Origin of the sequence: Sphingobium estronivorans (assembly GCF_008692605.1) — a bacterium.
In the GTDB taxonomy this organism is placed as follows: Bacteria; Pseudomonadota; Alphaproteobacteria; order Sphingomonadales; family Sphingomonadaceae; genus Sphingobium; species Sphingobium estronivorans.
Genome location: NZ_LFCT01000027.1, coordinates 33,573 through 60,024 on the forward strand (window position 1 = coordinate 33,573; position 26,452 = coordinate 60,024).

The following is a 26,452-nucleotide window of genomic DNA, read 5'->3' on the forward strand; positions in this document are numbered from 1 at the left end:
TGACTTGTGACAGGGAAGAAAGGGACTCGCCATGACGGCGCGGTCGGACATTGACGAAGGCTTGATCGAGCAGGCCCTGCATTGGCAGACGGCGCTGGAAAGCGACGATGCCGATTGGGACAGCTACCTGGCCTGGCTGGAGGCAGATAGCCGGCATCGCGATGCCTTCGACGCGGTTGCGCTGGTGGCCGCTGCGGTGGATGAGTATAAGGATGCCGTGCGGGCCTTGTCGGAAGCGCATGTCGCGACGGACGCGCGGCGCCCGGGGCGCAGCAAGTGGCTGTGGGGCAGTGGCGCCGCGGCCGCGCTGGCGCTGGTCGTCGCCGTGCCGATGCTGCGCGCGCCCGAAACGGCGATGATCTATGCGGCGGATGCCGGAGCGAGCCGGTCGGTCTCGCTGGCCGGCGGGACCGCCGTCACCTTGTCGCCCGCGAGCCGGATCGTGGTGCGCGGCAAGGATGCGACGCGCATCGAGATGGCCAGTGGCGAGGCCTATTTCGCGGTCAGGCACGACCCCTCCCGCAGCCTGACGGTACAGGTGGGTAATTACCGCATCACCGACATTGGCACGCGTTTTTCCGTCAATATTTCCGATGGCGGGTTCCGCGTCGCAGTGTCGGAGGGCGCGGTCGCCGTCTCCTCCGACACTGCGGAAGGAGAGGTCAAGGTGACGGCCGGGCACCAGTTGATGGCGCGGCAGGGCGAAGGTCTGGCCCTGTCCCCGGTCGTGGCGGCGGAAATCGGCAGCTGGCGGCAGGGACGGCTTTCTTACAGCAACGCGCCGCTTTCTCTCGTCGCGGCAGATATTTCCCGTTATTCGGGCAAGCGCGTCATTGTCGATCCTGCGCTGGAGGCCGATCATTTTTCGGGTACGCTTGTCATCGGTGATGGATCGAGGTTGCTGGCTGATCTGGCGGCGGTCATGGATCTTTCGGTCCATGCCGAGCGTGCCGGGAACGGCGATGCTCTTCGTCTTGGCAGGACTGGCGGCCGCTGAGGCTCCGGCAGAGGCGCGCGAGCCGAGCTACAGTTTCGACCTGCCGGCCGGACCGCTGGCAGCCAGCATCGCCCGCTTCTCTCAGATTACCGGCCTGTCGGTGGGCTATCCGGGCGATCTGCCCATGGTGGTGGCGCGGCGCGTCACGGGCACCCTTTCGGCGGAAAGCGCGTTGCGCAAACTGCTCGAAGGCACGCATCTGCGCGCGGTGAAGGTCGGGCCGGGATTGTATCGCCTCGAACGCAAGGCGAAGCATGAGGATGCTGCGTCGGCCGCCGCGCCGCTGGCCGCCATTGCCGGGGCGGACATCATCGTCACCGGGCAGAAGCGGGAGCAGGCTTTGTCCGCCATACCGCTCTCCGTCTCGGTGCTGTCCGCCATCGACAGCGGCAAGGCCGCACGGTCGCTCGGCAGCCGCGACATGAGCCTGGACATGGAGGGGCTGGCCATGACCAATCTGGGTCCGGGACGCAACCGCCAGTTCATTCGCGGGGTCGCGGACAGCCCCTTTGACGGCCAGAGCCAGTCCACCGTCGCGGTGCAGGTGGACGAGGCGCGCGTCACCTTCAACGCGCCCGATCCGGACTTGCGGCTGATCGACGTCGACCGGGTGGAGATATTGAAGGGCCCGCAAGGTCCGCTGTATGGATCGGGCGCGTTGGGCGGCATCTATCATGTCGTGACCCGCCGTCCCGATCCGGCCGATAGCGCGGGCTGGATCAGGCTGTCGGGTTCGGCGGTGGAGCATGGCCGGCCCGGACATGGGGCGGAGGCGATGGTGAACCTGCCGCTGGTGGACGACCGGCTGGCGGTCCGCCTGGTGGGATATGATTTCCTCGACGGCGGCTGGATCGACAACGCGGGCGTGGGGAAGGACAGCAATTCCACCCATACCAACGGTCTGCGGCTGGCCCTTCAGTGGCGCCCCTCCGACCGCTGGACTGTCGATGCCGGTTACTGGATGCAGAATATCGATTCTCGCGACAGCCAATATGTCATGGCAATCGAGCATGATCTTCGCCGCGACAGCCCTATTGCGGAACCGACCGACAATGATTTCAAAATGGCCCATGCCGCGATCACGGCCATGCTGGGCGGGTTGGAACTGCTGTCTGCCACCAGCTATGTCGAGCAGCGCTTTTCCACCACGCTCGATGCCAGCGCGTCGGCGGGCTTTTTCGGGCTGACGGGCCGCGCGCGGTTCGACGATGCCCGCCGATATTCGGTGTTGAACCAGGAATTCCGCCTGTCGGAGGGCAAGCGCAGTCGCTGGGTGGCAGGCATGTCCATTTTGCGGGCGACGACCCGTGACCTGGGGAGCATCACCGGAGACGATGGCGCGCCCCGCACGGTCGAGGATTTGCACCGCGTGGTCAGCGAATATGCGCTGTTCGGGGAAGGGAGTGTCAAGCTGGCGCATCGGCTGGATGCGACAATGGGCTTGAGGCTGTTCTATTCGCTCGCCAAGGACGATGCGAAGGCCGACCGGGCGGAGGCGGAACGGCTGCGCAAGAGCGGCAAGCTCATCCTTTCGCCCAGCATTGCCTTCTCCTATGCGCTGCCGGACGATGGCCTGCTTTTCCTGCGCTATGCGCGCGCCATGCGGCCGGGCGGCCTTGCTCCGGCGGGGATGAAAGCCTCGGGCCATTTCGACGCCGATGAACTCGGCACCTTCGATCTGGGATATAGAAAAAGCTTCTGGGACAATCGCCTGTCCGTTTCGGCGGGCGCCTATTATACGCTGTGGAACGAGATTCAGTCCGACTATCTGCTCAGCAACGGGCTGGTTTCCACGCGCAATGCCGGGAGTGGACGGATCGTCGGGCTGGAGGGCACGATCGATTGGCAGATGGGCGGCGGCTTCGCGCTATCGCTGGGCAGCACGGTGCAGGATGCGAAGCTGCTGCGGTCGGAAACCGGGCAGAAGCTGGACGATCGCCGCTTGCCGGTCGCGCCCGACATCACGGCGCGCGCCGCGCTGTCCCGTCATTACCGGATCGGAGGTTGGAACGGGCAGAGCACGCTTCAGGCCAATTTCATCGGTAGCGCGCGTTTGTCTTTCGACGACGATCTGGATCGCAGCATGGGCGATTATACGGTGATGTCGGCCAACAGTTCGATGGAGCGGGGGGCCTGGTCGGTGGCGGTGCGGCTCGACAATCTGTTCGACGTGCGGGGCGACAGCTTCGCTTTCGGCAATCCCTTCTCGATCCGCCAGGCGCCGCAATATACGCCGCTTCAGCCCCGGACGCTGACGCTTTCCCTCGCGCGGCGATGGTGAGGGTGCTAGACGGACGCGGCAGGGGATCATCACCGAAGCTTTTGGCATCGAAACATCAGGACGCAATCATTGTCTCTGCATCTCCTCATCGTTGAAGACGACGATGCGCTGGCCGCGCAACTGGCCGAGCAACTGCGCCAGTCCGGCCACGAGACGACCCTGGCCGCGGATGGCCGTATCGCGATTGAACTGGTCGCCAAAAACCGTTTCGACCTCATCATCCTGGACCGCATCCTGCCGAAGATGGACGGCATCGCGGTTCTCAAGAGTTTGCGCGAGCATCAGATCCTGACGCCGATCATCATGATGACGGCGCTGGGTCAGTCGCGCCAAAAGGTCGAAGGGCTGGAGGGCGGCGCCGACGATTATGTGGTGAAGCCGGTCGATCCCGCCGAGCTCAACGCCCGGATCAACGCGCTGATGCGCGCGCGCGGCTGGACCGGGCGGGGATCGGAAGAGACGCTGCGCGCGGGCGATCTGCTGGTCAGCCCGACCAAGCATAGCGCCTGGCGCAACGGCAAGGCGCTCAACCTCCAGAAGATCGAATTCAAGCTGCTGACCGAACTGGTCCGTAATGCCGATACGACGGTCACGCGCGCCATGCTGCTGGAGCGTGTGTGGAATTATGATTTCGAACCGGCGACCAATATCGTGGAGGCCTATATCCGCCGGTTGCGGATCAAGCTCACCGAATTTGGCGACGAGGATCCGATCAAAACCATTCGCGGCGTCGGCTATATGTTGAGGGGATGATTTGCAGTTGCGATCGCTGCGGGCGCTGACGCTCGCTTTCCTTCTGGTCTTTCTCTGCGCGACGCTGGCGACGGCCTTCGGCATTTACTTCGCGACATTTCGGACCATCGACCATCTGGTCGAGCAGCGCATCGGCAGCACCAGCGAAATCATCGCCCCGCGGGGGGAGGCCGCGAGCGCCCGGCGCATCGGCGCGCGGATCATGGCGGCATCGCGTTACCGGGATACCGGCGATCTTGGTTTCATCCTGTTCGAAGGGGGGCAGCAGGTGGCGGGCAACGTCCGCGTGACGCGTCCATTGCCGCTGGGCCTGTCGCGGGTCGACGTGGCCGACAGGATCAAGGGGCTGACCGATGGCAAGGTGCTGACGCGCGATCTGGGCGGGGACCTTCGGCTGGCGGTGATCGCGGAAACCGAACCGTTCGATCATTATAATGCGGCGCGCCAGCGCATCTACCTGATCGGCTTCGGATCGATCGTGGCCATTGCGCTGGCTGCCGCGACGACCTTCACGCTGATCGTGCGGCGGCGCATCACCGACATGCGCCGCACGGTGGAGGCGATATTCGAGGGCGACCTGTCGCAGCGGGTTCCGGTCGACGGATCGGGCACCGCCTTCGACCGGCAGGCCGAAGCCTTCAACCGGATGCTGACCCGGATCAACGAGTTGATGGAGGAGGTCCGCAACGTCACCAACGGCGTCGCGCATGAGCTGCGCACGCCGCTGGCCCGGCTGCGCAATCAATTGAGCCTGATCGCAAGCGATCCCGTCGCCGCGCCGGTGCGGCCGGGCATCGTGGCGGCGCAGGCGGAGACGGACCGGCTGCTCGCGCTGTTCGCGGCGCTGCTGCGCATCGCAGAGGTGGACAGCGGCGCGCGGCGGGCGAACTTCATGTCCGTGGACCTTCGCGCGCTGGTGGAGGAGAATGTCGAGGCGCTGGAGCCGGTGATCGAGGAAAGCGGGCACCGGATCGCGGCGCTGACGCTTGCGCCGATGGTCCTGACCGGCGACCGGCAGTTGCTGACGCAACTGGTGGTCAACCTGATCGAAAATATCCTTCGGCATACGCCTTCCGGGACGGTCATGACGATCGCCTTGCAAGGCGAGGGGCGGATGGCGGTGCTCAGTATCGCCGATAACGGCCCCGGCATCGCGGCGGAGGACCGGACGGTGGCGCTGGATCGCTTCGGGCGGTTGTCTGCCGGCGGCAATGGCAAGGATCATGAAAAGGGCCATGGCTTCGGCCTGCCGCTGGTGGCGTCCATCGCGCGGCTGCATGGCGGCACGATGGAACTGGACGATGCCCGGCCCGGATTGCGGGTGACGGTGCGGCTGCCCTGCGCCTGAAGCGGGTCCCGGTAATTGGCGCATGAAAAAGGGGCCGTGGCGTGCGGGGGTGCACGCCACGGCCCCTTTTCTTACCCGGATCAGAAGTTGACGGTGCCTTCGATGCCCCAGGTGCGGGGCGCGTTGAAATTCGCATAGTCACCCAGCGTCGCGGCATTGGCAGCCGAACGGCGATAGATATGCGCTTCGTTGAACAGGTTGCGGCTCCAGGCGGAGACGGTGAAGGTCTGGCCGTGATCGTTCATGCGGATGTCGGCCAGCGCGATGCGGCCGTTCACGATGAAGCTGGAGTCGGTCTTGGTCGGCTCGTTCTGGAAGCTGTACATGCTGTCGGCATAGTTGCCGTCGACGTGGAAGCGCAGCTTGGTGTCGCCGCCGATGACCGAAACCGGCACCTCATAGTCGATATAGCCCGACGCTGCGTTGCGCGGCGTGAACACCACGAACACCTGGGTCAGCGGATTGCCGGCCAATTGCGGGTTCGGTGTCGCCGGGATCTTGGTGTAGGTATAGGCGTAGGAAGCGCCGATCGTCAGACCGTCGATCGGGTTCGTGGTGAAGTCGGCCTCAATGCCCCGGATTTTCGAGGTACCGGGCGCATTGGCCGTATCCTCGGTGTGGAGGTTGAAGGTCGGGTTGGGCGCGCCATTGGCCAGGGTCGGGCTGGTGTCGACATGGTCGAAGTCGATCTGCGTGCCCTTGCGGTCCATGATGTAGCCGGCCAGGTTCAGGCGAACCTTGTGGTCGAGCATGTCCATCTTGGCGCCGACTTCATAGGATTTGACCTTTTCCGGGCCGAAGGCGCCGAAATTGGACGAACGGTCGTTGGCGCCGCCCGCACGATAGCCGGTCGCATATTTGGCGTAGAGGTGGACATCCTTGGACATGTCGAAGGCCAGGGTCGCCATCGGATCGAAGCGGTCGTTGTCGAAGGAGAAGGTCCAGGGCGTAGGCACGCCCGACACCATCGTCAGCGCGCCGCTGCGCTTGTCCCTGGTGTAGCGGCCGCCCACCGTCAGGTGCAGCATGTCCATGCCCGCCGGGGTCCAGGTGGCCTGGGCGAACGCGGCATAGCTGTGTGCCGTGGCATGGCTGTCACGCTGAATGAAGCGCGAGCCATAGGCCCAGCCCTGGTTGCTCGACGTGATCGGACCGAACACCTGCGGCTGGGTGATGGAATAGGCCGTGCCGTCGGCATTCCACTGGTTGGAAGACGGCGTCGCTGCCGATTCCCGCGCATTTTCCTGGAAATAGTAAAGGCCGACGACATAGTCGAGATTGGTCAGGCTGCCCACGGCCTGGAATTCCTGGCTGAACTGATGCTGGGTCAGGTCGGACAGGCTGTAACGGCTGAAAAGGGCATTGGGAGCGAACACGGTGCGGTGCGCGCCGCCCGAATTGTCCCACTGGGCCGTGGTCACGCCGCGCCATGCGGTGATCGAACGCAGCTGGAGGTTGGACGTCGCGTCATATTTGATGGTCGAGGACACGCCATGGGTCCGGTCGACGCTGAGCTGCTGCGGCACGCCGATGTCGGCGACCTTCATTCGGTTGTCGCCGCTGACGACGACCAGCGGGGACAGCGGATTGATGCACTTGGCGGCGGCGCAGCTCAGCTTGCCGTTGGCCAGCGTGGCGATCGGCAGGTTGGTCGGGTTGTAGTTGACGAGCTGGCTGTAGAAGGGCGTGTTTTCGTCCTTCGCCTGATCGTAGGCGACCTCCACCGACAGGCCGTCGACCGGCTTCCACAGGGCCGAGGTGCGACCGCCGTAACGGTTGTAATAGTTCCAGCCATAATTGCCGGGCAGCGGGTTCTTCACCGTCGCGTCCTGATGCTGGATGACGCCGTCGAACTTGAGCGCGATGTTGGCGAAGGCGGGCAGGTTCAGGTGAATTTCGCTGTTGTAGCTGCCATAATTGCCGATGCCGCCCATGAAACGGCCGCCGAATTCACCGGTGGGCGCCTTGGTCACGATGCTGACCGCACCGCCTTCGGTGTTGCGGCCGAACAGCGTGCCCTGCGGGCCGCGCAGCACTTCCAGACGCTCGACGTCGAACAGCGCCGCGTTCAGGCCCTGCGAACGGCCGAGATAGACGCCATCGACATAGACGCCGACGCCGGTGTCGCGGGCGGTCTGGTTCTGGTCGAACGGCACGATGCCGCGAATGCCGACCGTCAGCGCCGACTGGCGCGCTTCGAAGGTGGCGACGCGCAGCGACGGGATGGCGCCGTCGGTCAGGTCGAACAGGCTCTGGACGTGGCGATCCTTCATGACGGTGGGGTCGATCACGGAAATGGCGATCGGCGTTTCCTGAAGGTCGGTCTCGCGCTTGGTGGCGGTGACGACGATGGTGCCCAGCCCTGCCTCTTCCGCAGCCGCGGAGGCTTCGGCAGGCTGTTGATCGGTGGCGGCAAAGGCCAGCGAGGGCGCGGAAACCGACGCCAGCAGCAGGCCGCCCAGCGACATGCGCAGCAGGTTGGTGGAAGAGCGAATCATGACAGTAACCCCTTTTCAAATCCATCGGATGGATGCTTTGCGGGGCGGCCACTAGGACGGCATCACAACAGTTTTGTGACAAACGCTGTCATAATTATACTATAATGAATGTCATTTTCGGTTCATTTTTCATGAAATCAATTATAAGATCATCATATTTAAATATAGATTCTTACTTGGGTAAATATATTTTAGAAAAAAATGTCCATATAATTTATATAAATATTGATGAACGTCGTAATGGGGAAAATTGTCTTTATTTATAATTTCATTCCATTGAATAATGGTTCAGGCTGATCGTCTGATATCGAATATCCCCGTATAGCCGACATGATCCGATAGCATCGTGCCCGCCGCGTCATGACCGAAGGGAATGGCGATCCCACGCAGCTTCAGGTTCAGGGTCCGGCCCGGCGCGAAAAATTCCCAGTCGCGGGCGCGTTGGCGGGAAGATAATGCATCTGCGGTCAGGGCGATGCCGCCGGCCTGCGCCGCATCATAGGCATTGTCGATCCGCACCCCCGGCACCCAGGTCCGCGTCGCTCGATCCATCAGTTCCGCCCGGCGCTCCGGCGTCTGCCCGGCGTTGAAATCGCCCGCCACGATCAGCGCGTTGCGCGGGTCGTGATTGTGCCGGATGAACGCGCTGAGATCGGCAAGCTCCGCCGTAAAGGCATGGTTCGACCGTTCATCCGCCACGCCGGACGCGCGGCGGCTGTTGAGATGCGTGGTCACGACATCCACCGCGCCGCTCTGCCCGGGCAGCCGGATGCGGGCAAGCAGCGCGCCTTTGTTCGCCAGGCAATCCCATCCGGCACAGGCAAAGGCGGGAAAGACCATCCGGCGAATATGGACGATGGGATAATCGGACAGGATCTGCAATCCGCTGCCGACATATTTGCCGATCCCCTCGCCATGAATCCATGAATCCCGTGCGGCAAAGCGCAGGTCGGCGGAACTGGGGAGCGCGCCGCTGCCCGCATCCTCATCCGCGCCATCGGCAATATATCGATATCCAGCCGCGCGGCCCATGGCCTGGGCCTGACTGGTAAAGGCTTCCTGAAGCACGACGATGTGCGGGTTTTTGCCTCGCGCACGCAGGGAGCGCAGGGTGGCCGCCATCCGCTCGAAATCGGCGGGCCTGTCCCAGGCGACCGGCCAGGGTGCGCCATGAATATTATAGGTCATCACCGATAACCGACCGGAAAAGGGCACGGGAGCGGCCGATGGCGGCAGGTTGCGCGGATGGGTCGGCGGCGCGATGGCGATCAGTGCGGCGAGCGCGATTCCCCGGGAAATTCCTGCGAAAAAACCCACCGTCTTTCTCCTGCCGCAACGGGCGGAGGACGGCAGGGGAAGGACGCAGCCTCAGTTGTCGGCGAAGATGAAAAAGAGTTCATGATCCTGTTCGACTGCGGTTGCGGTCCGGGATGCCGTCCTGAGGTCAGGAGCGAAATTCCAGGCATGATCGAATCTGTCATCATCAAGTCATCGGTGGCAAGCATAGCGGCGCCCGTAATTGGGTATGCTTCAGTCTGTAGGGGGCAGTCATGAAGAAACTTCTTCTGTCGATTCATGATGTTGGTCCGCGCTTCGAATCCGAAGTCGATCTGTTGCTGGACCGGCTGACCCAGCATGTCCCGGTCGATCGGCTGGCCATGCTGGTCGTGCCGTACCATTGGGGCGCCTATCCGCTGCGGCCTGAAAGCGCCTTTGCGGGGCGGCTGCGGGGCTGGTCGGATGCGGGGGTCAGCATCTTCGCCCATGGCTGGTTTCACCGCGACATGGCGACGCACTCCAGCGCGGCGGCGCGTTTCAAGGCGCGCCACATGACAGCGGGAGAGGGCGAATTTCTGGGGTTGGACGCTTCGACAGCGGAGCGGCGCATGGCCGCCGCACGTGACCTGATCCAGTCCATCACCGGGCGTCCGGTGGCGGGATTCGTTGCCCCGGCCTGGCTCTACGGCCCCCAGGCGCTCGACGCTTTGGCGAAAACCGGCTTTGCGCTGGCGGAGGATCATATGAAGGTGTGGCAACCGGCGACGGGCCGGGTGCTGGCGCGCGGGCCGGTGCTGACCTGGGCCAGTCGCAGCCGGGCGCGGATCGCTTCTTCCTTGCTGGCGGCGCGGCTGCTGCCGCCATTGCTGCGCCATGCCTCCGTCGCGCGCGTTGCTGTCCATCCGGGCGACGCGCAAGTCCCGCGCCTGCTGGCGAGCATCGACCGTGCCCTGCGCCGCCTGACGCGGACGCATGAGGCCGGTCGCTACGGCGATTTGCTGAAGAACTGAAAGATGCGTGTCCTGACCTTCCTCCACAGCTTCGAACCCGGCGGGGTCGAACGGGTCGCGTTACGGCTGGTCCGCCAGTGGCGCGAGCAGGGCGTCGATGCGCCGCTGTTCATGGGGCGCCGCGACGGCGCGATGCAGCGGGAATTGGGCGAAGAGCTTGACGCGGACATGCCGCCGCGCGCCCGCTTTTCCATTGCATGGTGCGAAACGCTCTGGATGATCGCGATGCTGCCCGCCGCGATCCGGCGTTGGCGGCCCGACGTGCTGTTCTGTGCGGGTAACAGCTATGCGGTGGTCGCGGTGGCGATGAAATTGCTGCTCGGCGGTCGCTGTCCTCCGGTGGTGGCGAAGATCAGCAACGATCTGGAACGACGCGACATGCCTTGGGCGGGACGGTTTTTTTACCGCCTCTGGCTGCGCGTGCAGGGGCACTTCATCGATCATTTCGTTGCCATGGCGCCCGGTCTGGAGGCCGAGATCGCGACGCTGGCCCGTCCTCGCCGTCCGGGGATCGGCATCATTCCCGATCCGGCGCTGTCGTCGGCACAGATCGACCGGCTGCGGGCGCGGACCTTGTCCGGAACGGCGGGAGAAGGCCGTCGCTTCGCGGCCATCGGCCGGCTGGTACGGCAGAAGAATTTCGCCCTGATGCTGGAGGCTTTTGCACTGGGCGCGGGCGTGCGGGACCGGCTGACCCTTTATGGCGATGGTCCCGATCGGGAGCGGCTGAAGAAGTTGGCCGACTGGCTGGGTATCGGCGAGCGCGTCGATTTCGCGGGCCATGTGACCGATCCTCTGTCCCGGATCGGGCGGGGCGATATTGTCCTGCTCTCCTCCGATTATGAAGGCGTTCCCGCCGTCATATTGGAGGCGCTGGCCGCCGGGCAGCCGATTATCGCGACGGAGTGCAGCGCGGCGATGCGTGCCTTGCTCCTCGACGGTGCGCTGGGTCGTCTGGTGCCGGTTGGCGATGTGACGGCCTTCGCCTGCGCCATCGCTGATGCCGAACGGATCGTTCAGGATGAAGCGGCCAGTCTTGCCCAGGCCCGCCATTTCACGCTGGAGGCGGCCGCCCCCTCCTATCTCACCCGTTTTGCCGCCACCGCGCGCCTTGGCAGTTCCGGCGAAAAATCCTGCCCGGAGCAACTGAGGCGCCCGCTCGGCGGCAACGTCACCTCTTCCAGCCAATGAGAATGAGCATCCTATGACCGGCGAATCCTCAACCGGCCTTTTAAGCCCCACGGTCGCATCGCTGGACAGTGCGCTTGATCCCAAGCCGCTGATCCAGTCGGGCCGCAACTGGACCCGATGGGCCGGGCCGCTTGTGTCCGTGCTGATCCTGGTCGTGGCCCTCCACCAATTCCGCGACATCGATCCGCGCCGCCTGTGGGCGCTGATGCCGGTGTCGTTCGCGTTCTGGATCGCCTTTGCGCTTTATTATCTGGGCGGGCCGATTTCCGAATGGGTGATCTTCCGGCGGCTCTGGGCGATCCCGGCGGAGGGCTTCGTCGCGCTGCTGCGCAAGCTGGTCAGCAACGAGATTCTGCTCGGCTATCTGGGCGAGGTTTATTTCTATGCCTGGGCGCGGCGCAACGCCAGCATTACCACGGCTCCCTTCGGCGCGATCAAGGATGTGACCATATTGTCCGCGCTGGTCGGCAATGGCGTGACGCTGTTGATGGTGGCGCTGGCGCTGCCGCTGCTGGGCGCAGTCGATGCCGGGCTGAACCGTTGGGAAGTCGGCGGGTCGATCCTGTTTGTATTGGCGTCGTCGCTGGTGGCGATGCTGCTGCGGCGCCGGCTGTTCACCCTGCCGCGCGGGGATTTGTGGATGGTTTCGTCCATCCATCTCTTGCGTATCGTGGCGACGACAATGTTGGCGGCGGTGATGTGGCATTTGTTGTTGCCGGACATTGCGATCAGTTGGTGGATATTGCTCGGAACTCTTCGCCAGCTCATCTCACGCCTGCCGCTGTTGCCCAACAAGGATGTGGTGTTCGCCAGCATGGCCGCCTTCCTGATCGGGCGTGACAGCGAGATCGCGTCGGCCATGGCGCTGATGGCGTCGCTGATCCTTGCCGCGCATCTGCTGGTTGGCATGGTGCTGGGCGTGACCGAACTGCTGCGCGAAAGCCGCGCCCAATGATCGCCGCGTTCCTTCTCGCAGGAGCGGCGATCCCGTCTACGCCTGATCTCGGCAAGGCTGAAGGGCAATGCCGGGCCAATGAAAACGGTCCGGCCTTTCTGGTAGAGGTACTAGGCCTCAAGGACCGCGCAGGCCGGCTGAAGCTGGAGCTTTATCCCGCCAATGACCAGGATTTCCTGGCCGACGACAATGTGCTGGTCGCGGCGGGCAAGACGTTCCGTCGGGTGGAGGAGGCGGTGCCGTCGTCCGGCCCCGTTCAGCTCTGCATCCGCGCGCCCGGTCCGGGCGTCTATGCGCTCAGCCTGATGCATGACCGGGACAGCAATCGCCGTTTCTCGCTGTCGGTCGACGGCATCGGTTTTCCGGGCAATCCCAAGCTCGGCTGGTCGAAGCCCCATGCCGCCGTCGCCAGGGCGACGGTCGGATCGGGGCCGGCGCGGATCGCCATCACAATGAACTATCGCCGGGGACTCTTCTCCTTCGGCCCGCTGGAGAAATGACGCGATGCGCATCGTCGATGTCTGCGCCTTTTATGCGCCCCGGGGCGGCGGGGTGAAAACCTATGTCCAACGCAAGCTCCAGGCCGGGGCGCAGGCGGGGCATGAGATCATCATCCTCGCCCCGTCGGACAACGACCGCGTGGTCGAAGCGCAGGGAGGAGGGCGCATCGTCATGCTGCCCGCGCGCCGCTTTCCGCTGGACCGCCGCTATTCCTATTTCGACGACGAACAGTCGCTGCACGCCATGCTGGACCGTTTGCAGCCCGATCTGGTCGAGGCATCCTCGCCCTGGGCCAGCGCGGCGATGGTCGCCCGCTGGCAGGGCGATGCGCCCCGTGCGCTCATCATGCATGCCGATCCATTATCGGCCTATGCCTATCGCTGGTTCGGATCGGTGTTGAGCCGCGCGACCATCGACAGGGGCTTCGACTGGTTCTGGCGCCATTTGCGGCGGCTGGATCAGAGTTTCGATCTGGTGGTGAGCGCCAGCGACAGCCTGTCGCAGCGGCTGTCCGCCGGGCGGCTGGAGCGGGTGGCGACGCTGCCCATGGGTGTGGAGCCGGGCTATTTCTCGCCTCGCCATCGCAATGCGGCGTTGCGGGCGCGCTTGCTGGAGCGTTGCGGGCTGAAGGAAGACGCGACGCTGCTGCTCGGGGTCGGACGGCATGCGCCCGAAAAGCGCTGGCCGCAGGTGATCGAAGCGGTGACATCGGCGGGCTATGCCAATCCGGTCGGGCTGGTGCTGGTCGGCGACGGTCGCGACCGGGCGCGGGTGCGGCGGGCAGCGGCGAACAATCCGCATATTCAGCTTCTGGCGCCCATGCATGACCGCGCCATGCTGGCGGAGATGCTGGCGAGCGCCGACGCGCTGGTGCACGGTTGCGAGGCGGAAACCTTCTGCATGGTCGCGGCGGAAGCGCGGGCCAGCGGCATTCCGATCATCGTGCCCGACGAAGGCGGCGCATCGGACCAGGTGGGGCATGGCGTGGGAGTGCGTTACCGGGCGGCACAGACGGACAGCCTGGCAGCGGCGATCACCGCGTTCCTCGGCAGCGATCCCCGGGCGCAACGTCGGCGCGCCGCCCAAATGGCGGCATCGGTCATGACCATGGACGATCATTTCACGCAGCTTTTCGCCATGTATCGCGAACTGGAAGGGAAGCGTCGCCATGCTGCCTGAAATAATTTCAGGCCAGATGGCGTCGCCCATCCATGCGGACATCGCAGAGAATGAAGGCAGCTGGACCCTGTTTCGAGTGCGGGAAAAGGCAAACCGGTCCGCGCGGCGCCCTTTCATCCGATCCATGCCTATCTTTTCCATGCGCAAACGGAACCGCTCCAATCCGGCCGACAGCGCGTCCGCCGCTGGGGAGGCGCATCATTGCGGCCTCCGCCACGTCCACAGCTGCGGCAACTGGTCGATCATGGCCGCCATATTGTGGTGGGCGTTGCGGACCCCGAAATAGCCGTTTTCAGGAAGCCGTATCGCCGGACGGGATCAGGGCGTTGCGCGCGGCGGCCATGATCTCCTCCGACAGGGCCGGGTCGGCGACGGCGCGGGCAAGGACCATGGCCCCGACCATCTGCGCCATGCGGGCGAGGGCATCCGGGCGCGAAATGTCCGGTGATGAAGTTTCAATGATATTCGTCAGATCGTTGAAACCGTTACGAAAAGCTGCGGATAATTCGCCACCCTGCCGGGCCGCGTCCGGACCGAGCGCCAGCAGCGCGCAACCCGTTTCCGGTGCGTCCCGATTGCGTATGCTCACATAATCGGCGGCTATGGCCGATGCCGCATCGTCCGGCCCTGCCTCTTGCGCCAGCGCGCGCCAGCGTTTCGCGCCATTGGCCAGCGAACGGGCGCAGGCTTCGGCGGCGAGCGTCTGTTTCGAGGCGAACTGATTGTAAAATCCGCCATGGGTCAGCCCGCATTCGCGCATCACTTCATTGATGCCGACGCCTTCCACGCCGCGCGCGCGGAACAGGCGCGATGCGGCTTCGATCACCTTCTCCCGATTGTGGGCTGCCTGTTCCCGGCTAACCTTCATATCCACAGCGCTCCGATTGGCCTCTTGACCTTATATATGATGACTATCATTTAACGCCAGTCTGATTTTTGCCGCGAAATGGGGACTCGCATGTTTTCCGCCGCTCTGGCCCGCTTTCTGGCAGGCCGCCATGTTCATTATGGATGGGTGGTGCTGTTCGCCACCTTCCTGACCATGCTTGTGGTCGCGGGCGCCGTCGGCGCGCCGGGCGTGTTCATCGTGCCGCTGCAAAAGGAATTCGGCTGGAGCGCGGCGGATATTTCGGGCGCGCTCGCCATCCGCTTCCTGCTGTTCGGCGGCATGGGACCCTTTGCCGCCGCGTTCATGAACCGCTTCGGCGTCAGGCGGATGATGCTGATTTCGCTGTCCATCGTTATCACGGGACTGCTGCTGTCGCTGGGCATGAACCAATTGTGGCAGCTGGTCTGGCTGTGGGGGATCGTGATCGGTATCGGCACGGGCCTGACCGCCGTAGTGTTGGGCGCGACGGTGGCGACGCGCTGGTTTACGGAACGGCGCGGATTGGTCATGGGACTCCTGTCGGCCAGTACCGCGACCGGGCAGCTGGCGTTCCTGCCGCTGCTCGCCAGCCTGACAGAGCATTTCGGCTGGCGCGCGGCGATGCTGCTGGTGTGTGGCGCGATCCTGCTGGCGGCGGCGGCCGCACTGCTGCTGATGCGCGACCGGCCCTCCGATCTCGGCTTGCCGCCCTATGGCGAAAGCGAGGTTCATCCAGTCATGCCACAGCCCGCCAGTCTCGGCGCGCTGTTGATGACGCCGCGGCGGATCCTGGCCGAAGCATCGCGCGTGCGGAGTTTCTGGATCCTTTTCTTCTCCTTCTACATTTGCGGGGCCAGTACCAATGGCCTCGTCCAGACCCATTTTATCTCTCTCTGCGGCGATTACGGGCTGGCGGCGGTGGGCGCGGCGTCGATGCTGGCGATGATGGGGTTGTTCGATTTTGCGGGAACGCTCGGATCAGGCTGGCTGTCGGACCGGTTCGACAATCGCTGGCTGCTATTCTGGTATTATGGGTTGCGCGGGCTTTCGCTGCTCTATCTGCCGTTCAGCGATTTCTCGCTCTACAGCCTGTCCATCTTCGCCATGTTCTATGGGCTGGACTGGGTGGCGACCGTGCCGCCGACGGTCAGGCTGACGGCGCAGCGCTTCGGGCCGGAAAGGGCGAATGTGGTCTTCGGCTGGATCTTCGCCGGGCATCAGCTTGGCGCGGCCAGTGCGGCGCTGGCGGGCGGGCTTTCCCGCACGGCCTGGCAAAGCTATATGCCCGCTTTCGTCGCGGCGGGCCTGTTGTGCCTGATCGGCGCGGTGCTGGTCTTGTTGATCGATCGCGGGCGGAGCCGGTCTGTCGCGCTCGCCTGACGGATGGGGAAGGGAAGCATGCTGCAAGGAAAGACCGCCCTCATAACCGGTGCCGCGCGCGGGTTGGGGCGCGAGATCGCGCGCGGTCTGGCGGGGGCGGGCGCGCATGTGCTGCTCCATGCCCGCAGCGCGGAACCGCTTGCGGCGATAGCCGCCGACATCATCGCCTCGGGCGGAACGGGCGAACCGCTGACCTTCGACCTGGAGGACGGCCAAGCCCTCCAGGCCGCGCTGGAGCGATGCGGCTCCATCGACATATTGGTCAATAATGCGGGCCATCGGGATCGCAGGCCGATCGAGCAACTGGACCGGCCTGCGCTGCGGCGGATGCTGGAGGTCAATCTGGTCGCGCCGTTCGACCTCGCCCGGTCCATCGTGCCTGCGATGAAGGCCGGCGGGCGGATCATCAACATCACGTCCATCGCCGGTCAGATCGCGCGGTCCGGCGACGCCGCCTATACCATGTCGAAGGGCGGGCTCGACGCGCTGACCCGCGCGCTGGCGGCGGAACTGGGCGGGCGGGGCATCACGGTCAATGCCGTCGCGCCCGGCTTCTTCGCCACCGACGCCAATGCGGAGATGATCGCGGACCCCTCCATTGCCGAGCATCTCGACCGGCGAACCTCCCTGGGCCGCTGGGGCCGGCCGGAAGAAATTGTCGGCCCGGTCCTGTTCCTGGCTTCGGACGCGGCCTCCTATGTCACCGGGCAGGTGCTGGCGGTGGACGGCGGCTACACCGCCCACTTCTGATCCGCTCAGACGCGCTCGGGACGGAGGATGACGTCGCTGCCGCCGTCGATGAAGACGATCTGACCCAGCATATAGCGATTTTCCATGTTCAGCAGGAAATCGAGCAGTTCGGCGATCTCCGCCCGCCGGGCATAGCCGTCGACCGCGGCAGACTCATTACCGGCAAGGCATAGATCCACCACCGTGCGGTTGGACGGCAGGAAGGCGGCGGTGGAGCAGATGGCGACGGCGCGCGGACGGGCGGATTTCGCCAGCATCGGCCGCAGGCCGTCCAGCGGTGGCGGCGCCGATCCCCGATGCGGCGCCCGTGACAACGATGGTTCGGCTTATCCGAATACGTCCATCGAACCGATGACTGCGCGATTATGCTTGTGCCGTTCGGACAGCTGCCAGCGCCCGTCGATACGAACCCAGACGTCGTGATAATCGCCCAGCGAACGAAAATTGGGTTCCGACGCATCGCCCCGACCCAGATGCATGTCGCTGACATAGCAGCGGCTTCGCGCCCGGTCGCCCTCGACCTCCACGATCAAATTGCCCAGCAGATGCTGACTGGTGCCGCAGGCGTCCAGATATTGGCGGATGAGGGCGACGATGGCGTCGCTGCCCTTCAGCGGGCCGGTGCCTAATTCGGCCGTCGCGTCCTCGGTCAATATGGCCTTCAGCGTCGGCCAGTCGCGATCGTCCATGGCGCGGGCGAACCGCGTCAGTTCCCGGCCGATCTCATAATGCGCCTGCATGGCTTCCATGTTCATCCCGTCTCTCCCAAGCGTAAAGGGTTTCCGTCAACCATGTTCGACCCGCAACCGGCTGAGACGGATGGCGGCGATCTTCCATTCGCCCGCGACGTGGCGATAGCGTTCATGATAATGGCCCCAGCCATGCAGCCAGCGGTAGGGCAGGGTTGAAGAGGCGTCGGGCCACACCCAGTCCTCCATGGCCCAGATGCCCTGCGCATGGTCCGCATCCTCCAGCCGGATTTCGGGCATATGCCCATGGTGGACCGTCGTCACGTTCGCCAGCGTCGGCGCCAGCATCGCCACATAGGGCTCGGCGCCGTGGATCAGCAGGGCCTCATTGCGTTCCGGCGCCGAGTCCCGGAAATCCGCGATCAGGTCTGGCGTGAACACCGCCTGCAACCCCGCCCAGTCCTTGCCGTCCATCGTGCGGAAATAGCGGGCCTTGAGCATTTCGATTTCGCGAAGGGCGAGCAGCCGTGCCGCATCATCCATATCGACTTGCCTCCCCCTTCATCAGGCGCGCCGCCATTCGATGCTGACCAGATCGCCGCCGACCTCCGCCTCCAGGAACAATCGATCGCCCTCGAAGCGGAACCGGCGGGGTTGCTGTGATCCGGTCCAGTCCGGATACCATGCGCCGTCGACGTGATGCGTGACGATCCCCGCCGCGTCGTCGACGGTGTAGGCCCCGAAATAGCCGCTATAGGCGCGCACGGCGGTGCCCAGCGCGGCGTCCTTGACCTCATCGATGGTAAACGTGCCCAGCGGCGGCCGGTTCGCCATCATCAGATGGCAGCTCATATGGCCGTCGGCGCTGTACATGATCTGCCCGATGGCGTCGCGGCCGAAGGGGAACGCATCGGTCCCATCGGCCCGATGCGTCGTCCAGAGCACCAACTGCCAGGCGCCGACGAATTTTTCGCGATCGCCCACGTCGTCCCTCCTATCCCGCCACCGTGTAGCCGCCGTCGACCGGCAACGTCTGGCCCGTGATCCAGCCCGCCGCGGGGCTGGTGAGGAACAGGATGGCGCCCGCAATATCGGCGGGCTCGCCCAGACGCCCCAGCGGGGTACGCGCCAATGTCGGCGCGGTCCATTGCTCCTGTTCGAAAGTGCCCGCCGTCATGTGGCTGCGCGTAAGGCCCGCCGCGACCGCGTTGACGCGGACGTTGCGCGGTCCCCATTGCACCGCCAGCGTGCGCGTCAGGCCGACGAGGCCGGTCTTCGCCGCGCCATAGCCCGGCACGATCCCTATTCCGAAGAAACTGCTCATCGACGCGACGCCGACGATCGACGCGCCACCCTCGATGCGGCTTTGCTCCAACAAGTCCACCGTGCGCCGTGCCATGCGGAACGCACCGACCAGCAGCATGTTTACCGAACGCGCAAAGACATCGGGTTCATATTCGTCCAGCCCGATGCTGGGCAGCGCCATCCCCGCATTGTTGACGAGAATGTCGAGCCGGGGGAGGGCGGCGGCCACCGCGTCGATGCTCGTCCCGACCTCCACGTCCATTTGCAGATAGCGATAGCCGCTGAGGTCCGCGTCATACTCGGCTGCGCTGCCGCGCGTGCCGGTGATGGTGACTTCCGCGCCCGCGTCGCGATAGGCCGCAGCGGTCGCCGCACCGATCCCGCTCGTGCCGCCCGTGACCAGCACATGCGCGCCGGCATAATCATGATGAATATTGCTCATAGTTTTTCTACCTCCACCCAACGACCTTCGGCAGCGGAACGGCGGGCGGCGTCGAGCACCGCCTGTCCGGCCGCGGCATCGCGGAAATCGCCTGCCGGATCGGGCAAGGGCGGCTCGCGGCCTTCCATCGTCGCCCTGATCTGGCCGAACAGCTTGGCATAGGGCGCGACATCGAAGCCCTGCGTGTGCCAGCGGTCCATCTCGGTCTGGATCAGCGCCTCGACGCCGAAGGGTTCGGGCGTGGGGTTCACCAGTTCGGGCGGCATCGCTATCTGGCGTTCTCCGTCCGTATCCTTGACCCACAGCTGTTCAGGATCGCCGAAGGCCGCGCCCGACTGAATCCAGGCCGCGCCGCGCGTGCCCGCCACCTTGGTCGCCATGACGAACGGACCGGGGAAATATTGCCCCGCCTCGATCACGCCGCGACAGCCATTTTCAGTGACGAACTGGATGTTGTAATAGTCGTCGGAAGTCATGGCCGGGCGGCCGGGGGACAATTTGCGCAGGATCGCGCTGACCGCGACGATCTCGCCCACTGTCGAGCGCACCTGGTCGATCATGTGCGTGCCAAACGCCCCCAAAAAGCCGCCGCCCTGCTGCGCATCCGTCCACCAGTCGGCCAGCGGTTCATCGCCGCTGCCGCCGGGCTGTTGATAGATGCGGCTGAACATCAGCGGGTCGCCGATCATGCCGTCCTTTACCACCCGGCGGAGCAGCGCCTGTGCGCTGTCGAAGCGGAATTCCGCGCCCAGCGCATGGACGACGCCCGCCTTTTCGGCGGCGGCCAGCATTTCCCGCGCCTGCGGCAGGTCCTTGGCGAAGGGCTTTTCGCACATCACGGCGCGCCCGGCGGCGATGGCCTGCATCACCGGGCGGTAATGCGCATGGGGTGGCGTGGCAACCGTCACCAGCCGGATCGCCGGATCGTCCGCCAACACCTGTTCCAGATTGTCGGATGCGACGGGAATGTTCAGCGGCGCGGCCCGTTCGGCGGTGCGTTGCCGGTCGCGGCCGACGATGGCGCGCACTTCGATGCCGGCCTGACGCAAGGCCCGGACATGGGTGAACAGGCCAAAGCCCGTTCCCACCACGACGGCGCCCATGGGTTGGCTGTCATTGCTCATGATTCTTTCCTTGCCCTGTCGATGATGGCATGGGTCGCTCCGGTCCAGTGCCGGATCGTCTCTGCCATGGGTTGCGATGCCGTTTCCGTGGAGAAAATCTCGACCGAGACGGAAGCGGTGCAGCCGGTCGCATCCAGCGTGCGGATAAAGCCGATCAGGTCGAGATCGCCTTCGCCCGGCACCAGCCGTCCAGCCATGGTTTCTTGCAGCAGATTTTCGCCAGGCTGCGCTGGCGCGTCGTTGATTTGCACGCTGAAAATGCGCTTCCCCGGAATGGTGCTGAGCAGGTCCAGCGATGATCCGCTGCGGAAGAAATGCCAACTGTCGATCATAAGGCCGCCATTGGGCCTGTCCGCCGCCTGTACGATGGCCCATGCGCGAGCAAGGTCCGGTATCCCGCCAAAGGGCAGGAATTCGATATGCGCCTTCAGCCCCTGGCCCGCCGCCATGTCGCACAGCCGGGCGAAGGCTTCGGCGGCTTCGTCCAGAGAAGGGGTGACCCCCATCATTTCCACGACCGTGATGGATGACGACCCCGTCCGCGCCGCCGTTTCAACCACGCGTTCGGGTGTCAGCGCCCGCAACAGCGCGGCCATGGGAACATCCTCGCCTACATTGTGGTGCGAGGGCAGCCAGCAGGCGATGCAGTCCATTTCCATGACGCGCAGGCCGTGATCCGCGAAACGCGCGCGAATTTCGGTGGCGTTCATCCCTTCCGCCTCCAACGACCAGATGTCGCCGGGCATGACCGACATGCCGCTGAAGCCGGCGGTGCGGGCCGGGGCGAGCCGGTCGAGCAGCGGGATGTGGCCGAAGGGTGGCCCCGCAAGGCCAAGGTCGACGGACAGCATCAGCATGACTCCATGCGGAAATTCAGTTCGAGCAGGACGCCATTTTCTTCCAGAACGAAGATCTGGGTCAGGTTGGCGGGCGGATAGTCCTTGCGAGTGAAAGTCCGGCCCGTAGACGCGATCCGCTGAACCATATCGTCCACATCGTCGCATTCCAGCGCGACATGATGCACCGCGCCGCTACCCCGCGCCGGGGTGAAGGGCAGCATGTCATCGCTGGGATAACGTCCCTCCGATGGGCCGATATGTACGATCGGGTGCCCGCTCGGGTCATGGATCCAGCAGCCCTTGTCGATGTCGTCGGCCCCCGGCGCAACCCTTGCTTCCAGCCCCAATATATCGCGGAAGAAGGCGGCCGTGGTCGGCACGTCGGCGGTGCGGATGTTCACATGATCGAGCGAGCGGACAGCCATGGCGTCAGTCCACGAACTGGCCGGTGTCGACCGCCTGCGCCGGATCGAGCGCCGCCGCGCCCTCTCGCTCCAGCCGGTCGAGCGGCAGCCGCCAGAGCTTGACCGGCGGCGTCACCTGCGTCTGGACGAAGCGCAGGCCCCACTGGCCCTTGTCATGGCCGAAGCTGTTGACCCAGTTGCCGCCCGCGCCCGGATCGCTCTCGGCGATGACGATGCGCACGCGGCCATCGGGCTGCGCGACGAAGCGGCTGTTGTTCACCCAGCCATTGCCATCCTCGAATGTGTCGAGATTTTCCTGCCAGATGTTGCAGATCTGGAAATTCCAATATTCGCAGGGAGGCGGCGTGAATTCCAGCACCAGCGCCTCGTCCTTGTCCTTCTGCCAGCCCCCGAAGGCGACATGGCGGTCGGGCACCCCGCCGTTGGAAAGATATTGGGCGCGACTATAATCCAGCCGGTTGAGCTTGGCGGAAAAATTGCCCTGATTGCCCTGCCACCAGTTGCGCACCAGTTCGGCATAGCCGAGCACGCCTTGCGCCGCCCAGGCGAGATTGTTCGCCATCAGCGCAGGCGTGATCGGTTCCGGCGCGACGCCGTCCATCCGTTCGATGGTCATTGCGGGCGCGGTCTGGCTGGAACGGTCGCTCCAGACCAGACGGATGAGAATGCAATTGGTGTCGGGGGCGAGCTTCAGCCAGTTCTTGCCGGGGCCGGGGTCATTCTGCGACAGGATGATCTCGAACGTGCCATCCTCGGCGACGACGAGTTGCTGGCTGGCGAGGAAGCCGGTCGTCTTGAGATTGGACGGATCGAACTGCGTCAGGCCCTCGACGCCCAGCGGCGCCCAGTCCTGGGCACCCGGATCGCCGGGGGCGGGAGCGGTCAGCACCGCCATCACGAAATAGGGGATAGTGCCGCGCGTGCCGGTGATGCGGTAATCGCGCGCCTCGTCGAACTGGCACATCAGATGGTCCTGATCGACCGTCTGGAAATTGATCGACTGCCGCCAGACCATATCCCGCAGCCGGGGCCGGGTCGGCTCGGCATTCTCGATCAGCCGCTCGCAGCCCGACCGCGTGAGGCGCGACAGAAAACGATACCATTCGGCGCGATCCAGTTCGGACGGCTGGTCGCCGAATTGATCGATCATCCGACCGGCCACCTTCAGCGTATCGCAGAAATCGTCCCATGCCGCGCCGGAAAGCAGGCGTTCCGCAGCCTTGTTTTCAGCTTTCATATCAGTTCTCCAGCTTGACAGGGAAGCGATTGTAATAAAATCTGAAACGATCGCGCAAAGCAGCTACGTCGACGCCGAAAACGCCTTCGAGATCATAGATCACGCGGCCCAGCGCATGACGCGGATTTTCGTCCAGATAGCCCAGCAGCGCGCGTTCCGCCTCCGGCGTCAGGGGCAGGCCCGCCAGTTCATAGACGCGGCGCATCATGCCTTCCTGATCGGCCATATATTCGTGGAACAATATGTCGATGGACTGGTCTGGACCCCATACGTCCCGCTGGTCGAGGCAGGCGTGCAGCAGCCGCTCGATCCGGTCGGCCCAGTGCCGCGCAAGACCCTGCGGATCGGTCGGATCGCGGCGGATACGGTCGGAATAGCCCAGCATCGTGGTCAACGACCGCAGCACCGCCACCGGGTCGCGATGGGTGATGACCAGCGTCGCGTCGGGGAACGCCGCCTTCAGCGGAGCGAGATTTTCCATATGCTGCGGCGATTTGAGGATCCAGCGGTTCGGCCCCCGGAACCAGGTCAGCACCTGAAGCACCTTCTTTTCATAAAGGTAGCTCGGGGTGCGATCATGCGCGAAATAATGGTCGATCCAGCGCGGAATGCGGGTCTGGAATTCCCAACTGTAGCAGTTGAGGTCCATGTAGAGCAGTTCATTGTCCTCATGGATCGACGCGGCATCCATGCCGTGCATCGCCGCCATGTGCGGTAGCATGGATTCGAAATGGCCCCAGAATTCAGCGCTGCGCAGCGCGCGCGGGTCCGGTTCGCCCGGCGGGGGAGGCGGGGCGCTGGGCACGGGCTCCTCCGATTCCCAGAGAGTGAGCGAGCGCAGCCGTTCATCGCGCGCCAGCCAGTTGACCAGATGGGTCGTACCCGAACGGGGCAATCCGGCGATGATGAGCGGCTTTTCGATCTCGATGTCGAGGATTTCCGGGTGACGCTTCACCAGATCCTCGATCCGCAGCCGGTTCGCCATCACCCGGATCGCATGGTCGATGATCGTGATGCGACCGCCGCGCGTCAGTCCTTCATCCTCCGCCAGCGATTGCAACACCACGGCCAGACGCTCGCGAAATCCCGTATCCTCGCCGAAATCGCTGAGGCCGCCCGTCATGGCGCTGGCACGGGAGAGGATTTCATCGACCCCCATATTCTCGTCAAAGTCCGCTGGCCCCTCCCGCGCGGCGATGATGGCGGGTGTGAGGCGCGGCTGCGCCATATCGTCGATAATGATGTCCTGCGGCGCGCTCATGCGGGCTCCTCTGCGAATGTCAGCATGACCTTGGCCGATCGGTCGGGATCGGCGGCTGTGGACAGTGCCGTATGGAAATCGCTGAAATCATATTGATGGCTGATGAGCGACGCGAGATCCTGCTCGCCTGCGGCAATCATCGCCAATGCCTCTCCGAATTCGGCGGCACGGTCCATGGCGATCGAGCCGCTCATCGTTATTTCATTCGCCATCATGCGCCACAGGTCGAGAGTGACCGGCTTCTTGTAGAGCGCGACGATGGCGATGCGGGCGCGATATTTGGCGATGCCGAACGCCTCGGTCAGCGCGGCCGGCGCGCCCGCTGCGTCGATGAACACATCGGTGCCGACATAGGGTGCGCCAAAACGGTCGCCGCCGCCATGGACGCGGGCGAGGGCGTCCGTCATCGTCCCCGCCGTGACGTTGCAGGCCAGCGTCGCGCCCAGGGCGCGGGCACGGTCCAGTCGGCTTTCCACCCGGTCGAATATGGCGATGTCGGTAACGCCCAGGTGGCGCAGCATGGCGATGGTGCACAGGCCGATCGGTCCGGCGCCCAATATCGCGACCTTGTCCTGCGGCTGGACCTTCATCAGCTTCAACGCGTGCAGGCCCACTGATAGTGGCTCGGCCAACGCTGCCTCGGCAAAGCCGACATGATCGGGCAGGGGGAACAGGGTCTCGCCGATGCGCGCCCCACTCACCCGGATGAAGGGCGCCATGGCGCCGTCCGGGCCGCCGCCGCCGATGAAGGCGTGGTCCGGATTGACCGCCACCCGCATTCCGGTGGCGATTCCGCCCATTCCGGGACCGGCGGCAACAACCGTCCCGGAAAATTCATGACCGATGGGTAATGGATTTTCCAGCGGCTCCACGCCGCCCAGTCCGCCTTGCGCGATATAGCTGAGGTCGCTGCCGCAGATGCCGCAGGCCGCGACCTTGACGATGACCTCCCCAGGACGGGCTTCGGGCATCGCCACCTCGTCCAGTCGGACATCACCTGGACCGTGCACGCGCGCAAGCTGCATCATCCTGCCATCCTCTCCGCTTCTCTGTTTCGTTGCGTTGAAAATGCCACTCCGGACTGCGCATCGCCAGCCTTTCTTCTGTCGATGGCGTGAGATTATCGTTTTCCTGTGACCCAAAATGCTGCTTCATCCGGCAAAAGAAGAAACCGCATAAACGAAGAGGGTCCGGAGCCGTGCCCAGCTCCAGACCCTCTTATGATTGTGAACGAGGTTGAACGCCCTCAGCCGGCCGTCTGGCCTCCATCGACGGCGAAGGCGACACCGGTGATGCGCTTGGCCTCGGCTGACGCCAGGAACAGCACGCTATCGGCGATTTCGTCGGTGGTCGCCATCGCGCCGCTGTCAAGCCAGGAAGCCGAGCGCATGACCATGTCCCAATCGATATTCTCGGGCGGAGCCTGTTTCGTCATCGGCGTATCGACACCACCGGGGCAGACTGCGTTGACCCGTACGCCTTCCTTGGAAAATTCGAGGGCCAGTGCGCGAGTTATCCCGACCACGCCATGTTTCGTCGCGCAATAAGCGGCGTTGAAAGGCACGCCGACAAGTCCGGCGGCGGACGACATATTGACGATGTTGCCACGGCGCTCGATCAGGTGCGGCATCGCCGCATGGCACATTTGATAAACGCCGGTCAGGTTCACGGACACCGTCCGGTCCCAACGGCTGCGATCGACTTCGGAAAAGCGCCCGAAATCGAGAATGCCTGCGATATTGCACAGAATGTCCAGCCCACCATGATCGCTCACGGCCCGGTCAATGATAGCCCGGCAGGACGCTTCGTCCGCAACGTCCAGCGCCATCGCCGTGGCGGACTGTCCAATGGACTGAGCGGCCTCTTCAACCCCGGCGACGTTGCGGTCGCCGATGATGATCTTCGCACCTTCGGCCGCGAATTTCCGCGCTACCGCCAGCCCGATTCCCGATGCCGCGCCGGTTATGACCGCAATCTTGCCTTCCAGACGCATATCCGCTCTCCCTTCCCTGTAGTCCGGCATGAAATGCGCCATATTCATACGCATTTCAAGGGTGACACGGATATTATAACAGCAAACGCGAAGAATTTTCAGGGTGATACGATGGATTATGACCGCCGTGGTGGAAGATGCCGGCCTG

27 protein-coding genes are annotated in these 26,452 nt (G+C 64.4%); 12 read left to right on the forward strand and 15 right to left on the reverse strand.

The window, feature by feature from the left end; all coding sequences use genetic code 11:
• Nucleotides 1–31: 31 nt before the first annotated feature.
• The 4 genes from F7P65_RS17780 (at nucleotide 32) to F7P65_RS17795 (ending at nucleotide 5,379) form a co-directional block, all read left to right on the forward strand.
• Nucleotides 32–997, forward strand: a complete 966-nt coding sequence (locus F7P65_RS17780; RefSeq protein ID WP_150294086.1) for a FecR family protein — start codon at nucleotides 32–34, stop codon at nucleotides 995–997.
• Complete coding sequence (locus F7P65_RS17785; protein WP_240334369.1) at nucleotides 939–3,278, forward strand: TonB-dependent receptor; 2,340 nt, start codon at nucleotides 939–941, stop codon at nucleotides 3,276–3,278. The genes F7P65_RS17780 and F7P65_RS17785 overlap by 59 nt, the downstream gene beginning before the upstream one ends.
• A 69-nt stretch (nucleotides 3,279–3,347) precedes the next feature.
• Complete coding sequence (locus F7P65_RS17790) at nucleotides 3,348–4,031, forward strand: response regulator transcription factor (RefSeq protein WP_240334370.1); 684 nt, start codon at nucleotides 3,348–3,350, stop codon at nucleotides 4,029–4,031.
• A gap of 1 nt (nucleotide 4,032) precedes the next feature.
• The gene (locus tag F7P65_RS17795; RefSeq protein ID WP_150294088.1) at nucleotides 4,033–5,379 is read left to right on the forward strand and encodes a sensor histidine kinase; all 1,347 of its coding nucleotides are present in this window, start codon (nucleotides 4,033–4,035) and stop codon (nucleotides 5,377–5,379) included.
• 80 nt (nucleotides 5,380–5,459) lie between these two features.
• Here F7P65_RS17795 and F7P65_RS17800 read toward each other — a convergent pair whose 3' ends face one another.
• A complete protein-coding gene (locus tag F7P65_RS17800) occupies nucleotides 5,460–7,877 on the reverse strand; it encodes a TonB-dependent receptor (RefSeq protein WP_240334371.1) in 2,418 nt (805 codons plus the stop codon).
• 288 nt (nucleotides 7,878–8,165) lie between these two features.
• Nucleotides 8,166–9,194 carry an endonuclease/exonuclease/phosphatase family protein gene (locus F7P65_RS17805; protein WP_150294090.1) on the reverse strand — a complete coding sequence of 343 codons (1,029 nt, stop codon included), beginning with the start codon at nucleotides 9,192–9,194 and terminating at the stop codon, nucleotides 8,166–8,168.
• A 233-nt stretch (nucleotides 9,195–9,427) separates the two neighbouring features.
• On the opposite strand from F7P65_RS17805, the gene F7P65_RS17810 reads away from it, so the two are divergent.
• From F7P65_RS17810 to F7P65_RS22100, 6 genes are all read left to right on the forward strand, one after another.
• Nucleotides 9,428–10,165 (forward strand): polysaccharide deacetylase family protein, encoded by a 738-nt coding sequence (locus tag F7P65_RS17810; RefSeq protein ID WP_150294092.1) that lies wholly within the window; start codon nucleotides 9,428–9,430, stop codon nucleotides 10,163–10,165.
• Between the two features lie 3 nt (nucleotides 10,166–10,168).
• Entirely contained in the window at nucleotides 10,169–11,356 is a 1,188-nt protein-coding gene (locus F7P65_RS17815; RefSeq protein WP_150294094.1) for a glycosyltransferase, read from the forward strand.
• A 13-nt stretch (nucleotides 11,357–11,369) separates the two neighbouring features.
• A complete protein-coding gene (locus tag F7P65_RS17820) occupies nucleotides 11,370–12,311 on the forward strand; it encodes a hypothetical protein (RefSeq protein ID WP_150294096.1) in 942 nt (313 codons plus the stop codon).
• Nucleotides 12,308–12,811 (forward strand): DUF2141 domain-containing protein, encoded by a 504-nt coding sequence (locus F7P65_RS17825; RefSeq protein ID WP_150294098.1) that lies wholly within the window; start codon nucleotides 12,308–12,310, stop codon nucleotides 12,809–12,811. The genes F7P65_RS17820 and F7P65_RS17825 overlap by 4 nt, the downstream gene beginning before the upstream one ends.
• 4 nt (nucleotides 12,812–12,815) lie before the next feature.
• Nucleotides 12,816–13,991: a glycosyltransferase gene (locus F7P65_RS17830; RefSeq protein WP_150294101.1), complete on the forward strand. Its 1,176-nt coding sequence runs from the start codon at nucleotides 12,816–12,818 to the stop codon at nucleotides 13,989–13,991.
• Nucleotides 13,992–14,130: 139 nt separating this feature from the next.
• Nucleotides 14,131–14,277, forward strand: coding sequence for a hypothetical protein (locus tag F7P65_RS22100; protein ID WP_162854699.1), 147 nt, complete (start codon nucleotides 14,131–14,133; stop codon nucleotides 14,275–14,277).
• 6 nt (nucleotides 14,278–14,283) lie between these two features.
• On the opposite strand, the gene F7P65_RS17835 is transcribed toward F7P65_RS22100, so the two are convergent.
• Nucleotides 14,284–14,859: a TetR/AcrR family transcriptional regulator gene (locus F7P65_RS17835; protein WP_150294103.1), complete on the reverse strand. Its 576-nt coding sequence runs from the start codon at nucleotides 14,857–14,859 to the stop codon at nucleotides 14,284–14,286.
• 90 nt (nucleotides 14,860–14,949) lie between these two features.
• Between F7P65_RS17835 and F7P65_RS17840 the strand changes: the two genes are divergently transcribed.
• Together F7P65_RS17840 and F7P65_RS17845 are read left to right on the forward strand one after the other, a co-directional pair.
• The gene (locus F7P65_RS17840; RefSeq protein WP_150294105.1) at nucleotides 14,950–16,239 is read left to right on the forward strand and encodes an MFS transporter; all 1,290 of its coding nucleotides are present in this window, start codon (nucleotides 14,950–14,952) and stop codon (nucleotides 16,237–16,239) included.
• Between the two features lie 18 nt (nucleotides 16,240–16,257).
• Nucleotides 16,258–16,989: an SDR family oxidoreductase gene (locus F7P65_RS17845; RefSeq protein WP_150294107.1), complete on the forward strand. Its 732-nt coding sequence runs from the start codon at nucleotides 16,258–16,260 to the stop codon at nucleotides 16,987–16,989.
• A gap of 5 nt (nucleotides 16,990–16,994) precedes the next feature.
• On the opposite strand, the gene F7P65_RS17850 is transcribed toward F7P65_RS17845, so the two are convergent.
• The 12 genes from F7P65_RS17850 to F7P65_RS17905 all read right to left on the reverse strand — a co-directional run bounded on the left by F7P65_RS17850 (nucleotide 16,995) and on the right by F7P65_RS17905 (nucleotide 26,304).
• Nucleotides 16,995–17,303, reverse strand: a complete 309-nt coding sequence (locus F7P65_RS17850) for a hypothetical protein (protein WP_150294109.1) — start codon at nucleotides 17,301–17,303, stop codon at nucleotides 16,995–16,997.
• A gap of 12 nt (nucleotides 17,304–17,315) precedes the next feature.
• Nucleotides 17,316–17,744: a nuclear transport factor 2 family protein gene (locus tag F7P65_RS17855; RefSeq protein ID WP_150294111.1), complete on the reverse strand. Its 429-nt coding sequence runs from the start codon at nucleotides 17,742–17,744 to the stop codon at nucleotides 17,316–17,318.
• 30 nt (nucleotides 17,745–17,774) lie between these two features.
• The gene (locus F7P65_RS17860) at nucleotides 17,775–18,221 is read right to left on the reverse strand and encodes a nuclear transport factor 2 family protein (protein WP_150294113.1); all 447 of its coding nucleotides are present in this window, start codon (nucleotides 18,219–18,221) and stop codon (nucleotides 17,775–17,777) included.
• Between the two features lie 21 nt (nucleotides 18,222–18,242).
• Entirely contained in the window at nucleotides 18,243–18,662 is a 420-nt protein-coding gene (locus F7P65_RS17865; protein ID WP_150294115.1) for a lipocalin-like domain-containing protein, read from the reverse strand.
• A 10-nt stretch (nucleotides 18,663–18,672) separates the two neighbouring features.
• Nucleotides 18,673–19,425, reverse strand: a complete 753-nt coding sequence (locus tag F7P65_RS17870) for an SDR family NAD(P)-dependent oxidoreductase (protein ID WP_150294117.1) — start codon at nucleotides 19,423–19,425, stop codon at nucleotides 18,673–18,675.
• Nucleotides 19,422–20,549 carry a Gfo/Idh/MocA family protein gene (locus tag F7P65_RS17875; RefSeq protein ID WP_150294119.1) on the reverse strand — a complete coding sequence of 376 codons (1,128 nt, stop codon included), beginning with the start codon at nucleotides 20,547–20,549 and terminating at the stop codon, nucleotides 19,422–19,424. Before F7P65_RS17875 ends, F7P65_RS17870 begins: the two co-directional genes overlap by 4 nt.
• Nucleotides 20,546–21,406 (reverse strand): sugar phosphate isomerase/epimerase family protein, encoded by an 861-nt coding sequence (locus F7P65_RS17880; RefSeq protein WP_150294120.1) that lies wholly within the window; start codon nucleotides 21,404–21,406, stop codon nucleotides 20,546–20,548. The genes F7P65_RS17875 and F7P65_RS17880 overlap by 4 nt, the downstream gene beginning before the upstream one ends.
• Nucleotides 21,400–21,813, reverse strand: coding sequence for a VOC family protein (locus F7P65_RS17885; protein WP_150294122.1), 414 nt, complete (start codon nucleotides 21,811–21,813; stop codon nucleotides 21,400–21,402). The genes F7P65_RS17880 and F7P65_RS17885 overlap by 7 nt, the downstream gene beginning before the upstream one ends.
• Nucleotides 21,814–21,817: 4 nt before the next feature.
• Nucleotides 21,818–23,050 (reverse strand): DUF1214 domain-containing protein, encoded by a 1,233-nt coding sequence (locus F7P65_RS17890; protein WP_150294125.1) that lies wholly within the window; start codon nucleotides 23,048–23,050, stop codon nucleotides 21,818–21,820.
• 1 nt (nucleotide 23,051) lies between these two features.
• A complete protein-coding gene (locus F7P65_RS17895; RefSeq protein ID WP_150294126.1) occupies nucleotides 23,052–24,311 on the reverse strand; it encodes a sulfotransferase family protein in 1,260 nt (419 codons plus the stop codon).
• Nucleotides 24,308–25,339: a zinc-dependent alcohol dehydrogenase gene (locus tag F7P65_RS17900; RefSeq protein WP_240334372.1), complete on the reverse strand. Its 1,032-nt coding sequence runs from the start codon at nucleotides 25,337–25,339 to the stop codon at nucleotides 24,308–24,310. The genes F7P65_RS17895 and F7P65_RS17900 overlap by 4 nt, the downstream gene beginning before the upstream one ends.
• Before the next feature lie 218 nt (nucleotides 25,340–25,557).
• Nucleotides 25,558–26,304: an SDR family NAD(P)-dependent oxidoreductase gene (locus tag F7P65_RS17905; protein WP_150294128.1), complete on the reverse strand. Its 747-nt coding sequence runs from the start codon at nucleotides 26,302–26,304 to the stop codon at nucleotides 25,558–25,560.
• Between the last annotated feature and the right edge of the window lie 148 nt (nucleotides 26,305–26,452).

Coding starts and splice junctions, on each gene's coding strand:
- F7P65_RS17780 (WP_150294086.1), top strand. CDS start 32: ATGACGGCGCGGTCGGACATTGACGAAGGCTTGATCGAGCAGGCCCTG.
- F7P65_RS17785 (WP_240334369.1), top strand. CDS start 939: ATGCCGAGCGTGCCGGGAACGGCGATGCTCTTCGTCTTGGCAGGACTG.
- F7P65_RS17800 (WP_240334371.1), bottom strand. CDS start 7,877: ATGATTCGCTCTTCCACCAACCTGCTGCGCATGTCGCTGGGCGGCCTG.
- F7P65_RS17810 (WP_150294092.1), top strand. CDS start 9,428: ATGAAGAAACTTCTTCTGTCGATTCATGATGTTGGTCCGCGCTTCGAA.
- F7P65_RS17815 (WP_150294094.1), top strand. CDS start 10,169: ATGCGTGTCCTGACCTTCCTCCACAGCTTCGAACCCGGCGGGGTCGAA.
- F7P65_RS17820 (WP_150294096.1), top strand. CDS start 11,370: ATGACCGGCGAATCCTCAACCGGCCTTTTAAGCCCCACGGTCGCATCG.
- F7P65_RS17825 (WP_150294098.1), top strand. CDS start 12,308: ATGATCGCCGCGTTCCTTCTCGCAGGAGCGGCGATCCCGTCTACGCCT.
- F7P65_RS17830 (WP_150294101.1), top strand. CDS start 12,816: ATGCGCATCGTCGATGTCTGCGCCTTTTATGCGCCCCGGGGCGGCGGG.
- F7P65_RS22100 (WP_162854699.1), top strand. CDS start 14,131: ATGCGCAAACGGAACCGCTCCAATCCGGCCGACAGCGCGTCCGCCGCT.
- F7P65_RS17835 (WP_150294103.1), bottom strand. CDS start 14,859: ATGAAGGTTAGCCGGGAACAGGCAGCCCACAATCGGGAGAAGGTGATC.
- F7P65_RS17840 (WP_150294105.1), top strand. CDS start 14,950: ATGTTTTCCGCCGCTCTGGCCCGCTTTCTGGCAGGCCGCCATGTTCAT.
- F7P65_RS17845 (WP_150294107.1), top strand. CDS start 16,258: ATGCTGCAAGGAAAGACCGCCCTCATAACCGGTGCCGCGCGCGGGTTG.
- F7P65_RS17855 (WP_150294111.1), bottom strand. CDS start 17,744: ATGAACATGGAAGCCATGCAGGCGCATTATGAGATCGGCCGGGAACTG.
- F7P65_RS17860 (WP_150294113.1), bottom strand. CDS start 18,221: ATGGATGATGCGGCACGGCTGCTCGCCCTTCGCGAAATCGAAATGCTC.
- F7P65_RS17870 (WP_150294117.1), bottom strand. CDS start 19,425: ATGAGCAATATTCATCATGATTATGCCGGCGCGCATGTGCTGGTCACG.
- F7P65_RS17875 (WP_150294119.1), bottom strand. CDS start 20,549: ATGAGCAATGACAGCCAACCCATGGGCGCCGTCGTGGTGGGAACGGGC.
- F7P65_RS17880 (WP_150294120.1), bottom strand. CDS start 21,406: ATGCTGATGCTGTCCGTCGACCTTGGCCTTGCGGGGCCACCCTTCGGC.
- F7P65_RS17885 (WP_150294122.1), bottom strand. CDS start 21,813: ATGGCTGTCCGCTCGCTCGATCATGTGAACATCCGCACCGCCGACGTG.
- F7P65_RS17890 (WP_150294125.1), bottom strand. CDS start 23,050: ATGAAAGCTGAAAACAAGGCTGCGGAACGCCTGCTTTCCGGCGCGGCA.
- F7P65_RS17895 (WP_150294126.1), bottom strand. CDS start 24,311: ATGAGCGCGCCGCAGGACATCATTATCGACGATATGGCGCAGCCGCGC.
- F7P65_RS17900 (WP_240334372.1), bottom strand. CDS start 25,339: ATGATGCAGCTTGCGCGCGTGCACGGTCCAGGTGATGTCCGACTGGAC.
- F7P65_RS17905 (WP_150294128.1), bottom strand. CDS start 26,304: ATGCGTCTGGAAGGCAAGATTGCGGTCATAACCGGCGCGGCATCGGGA.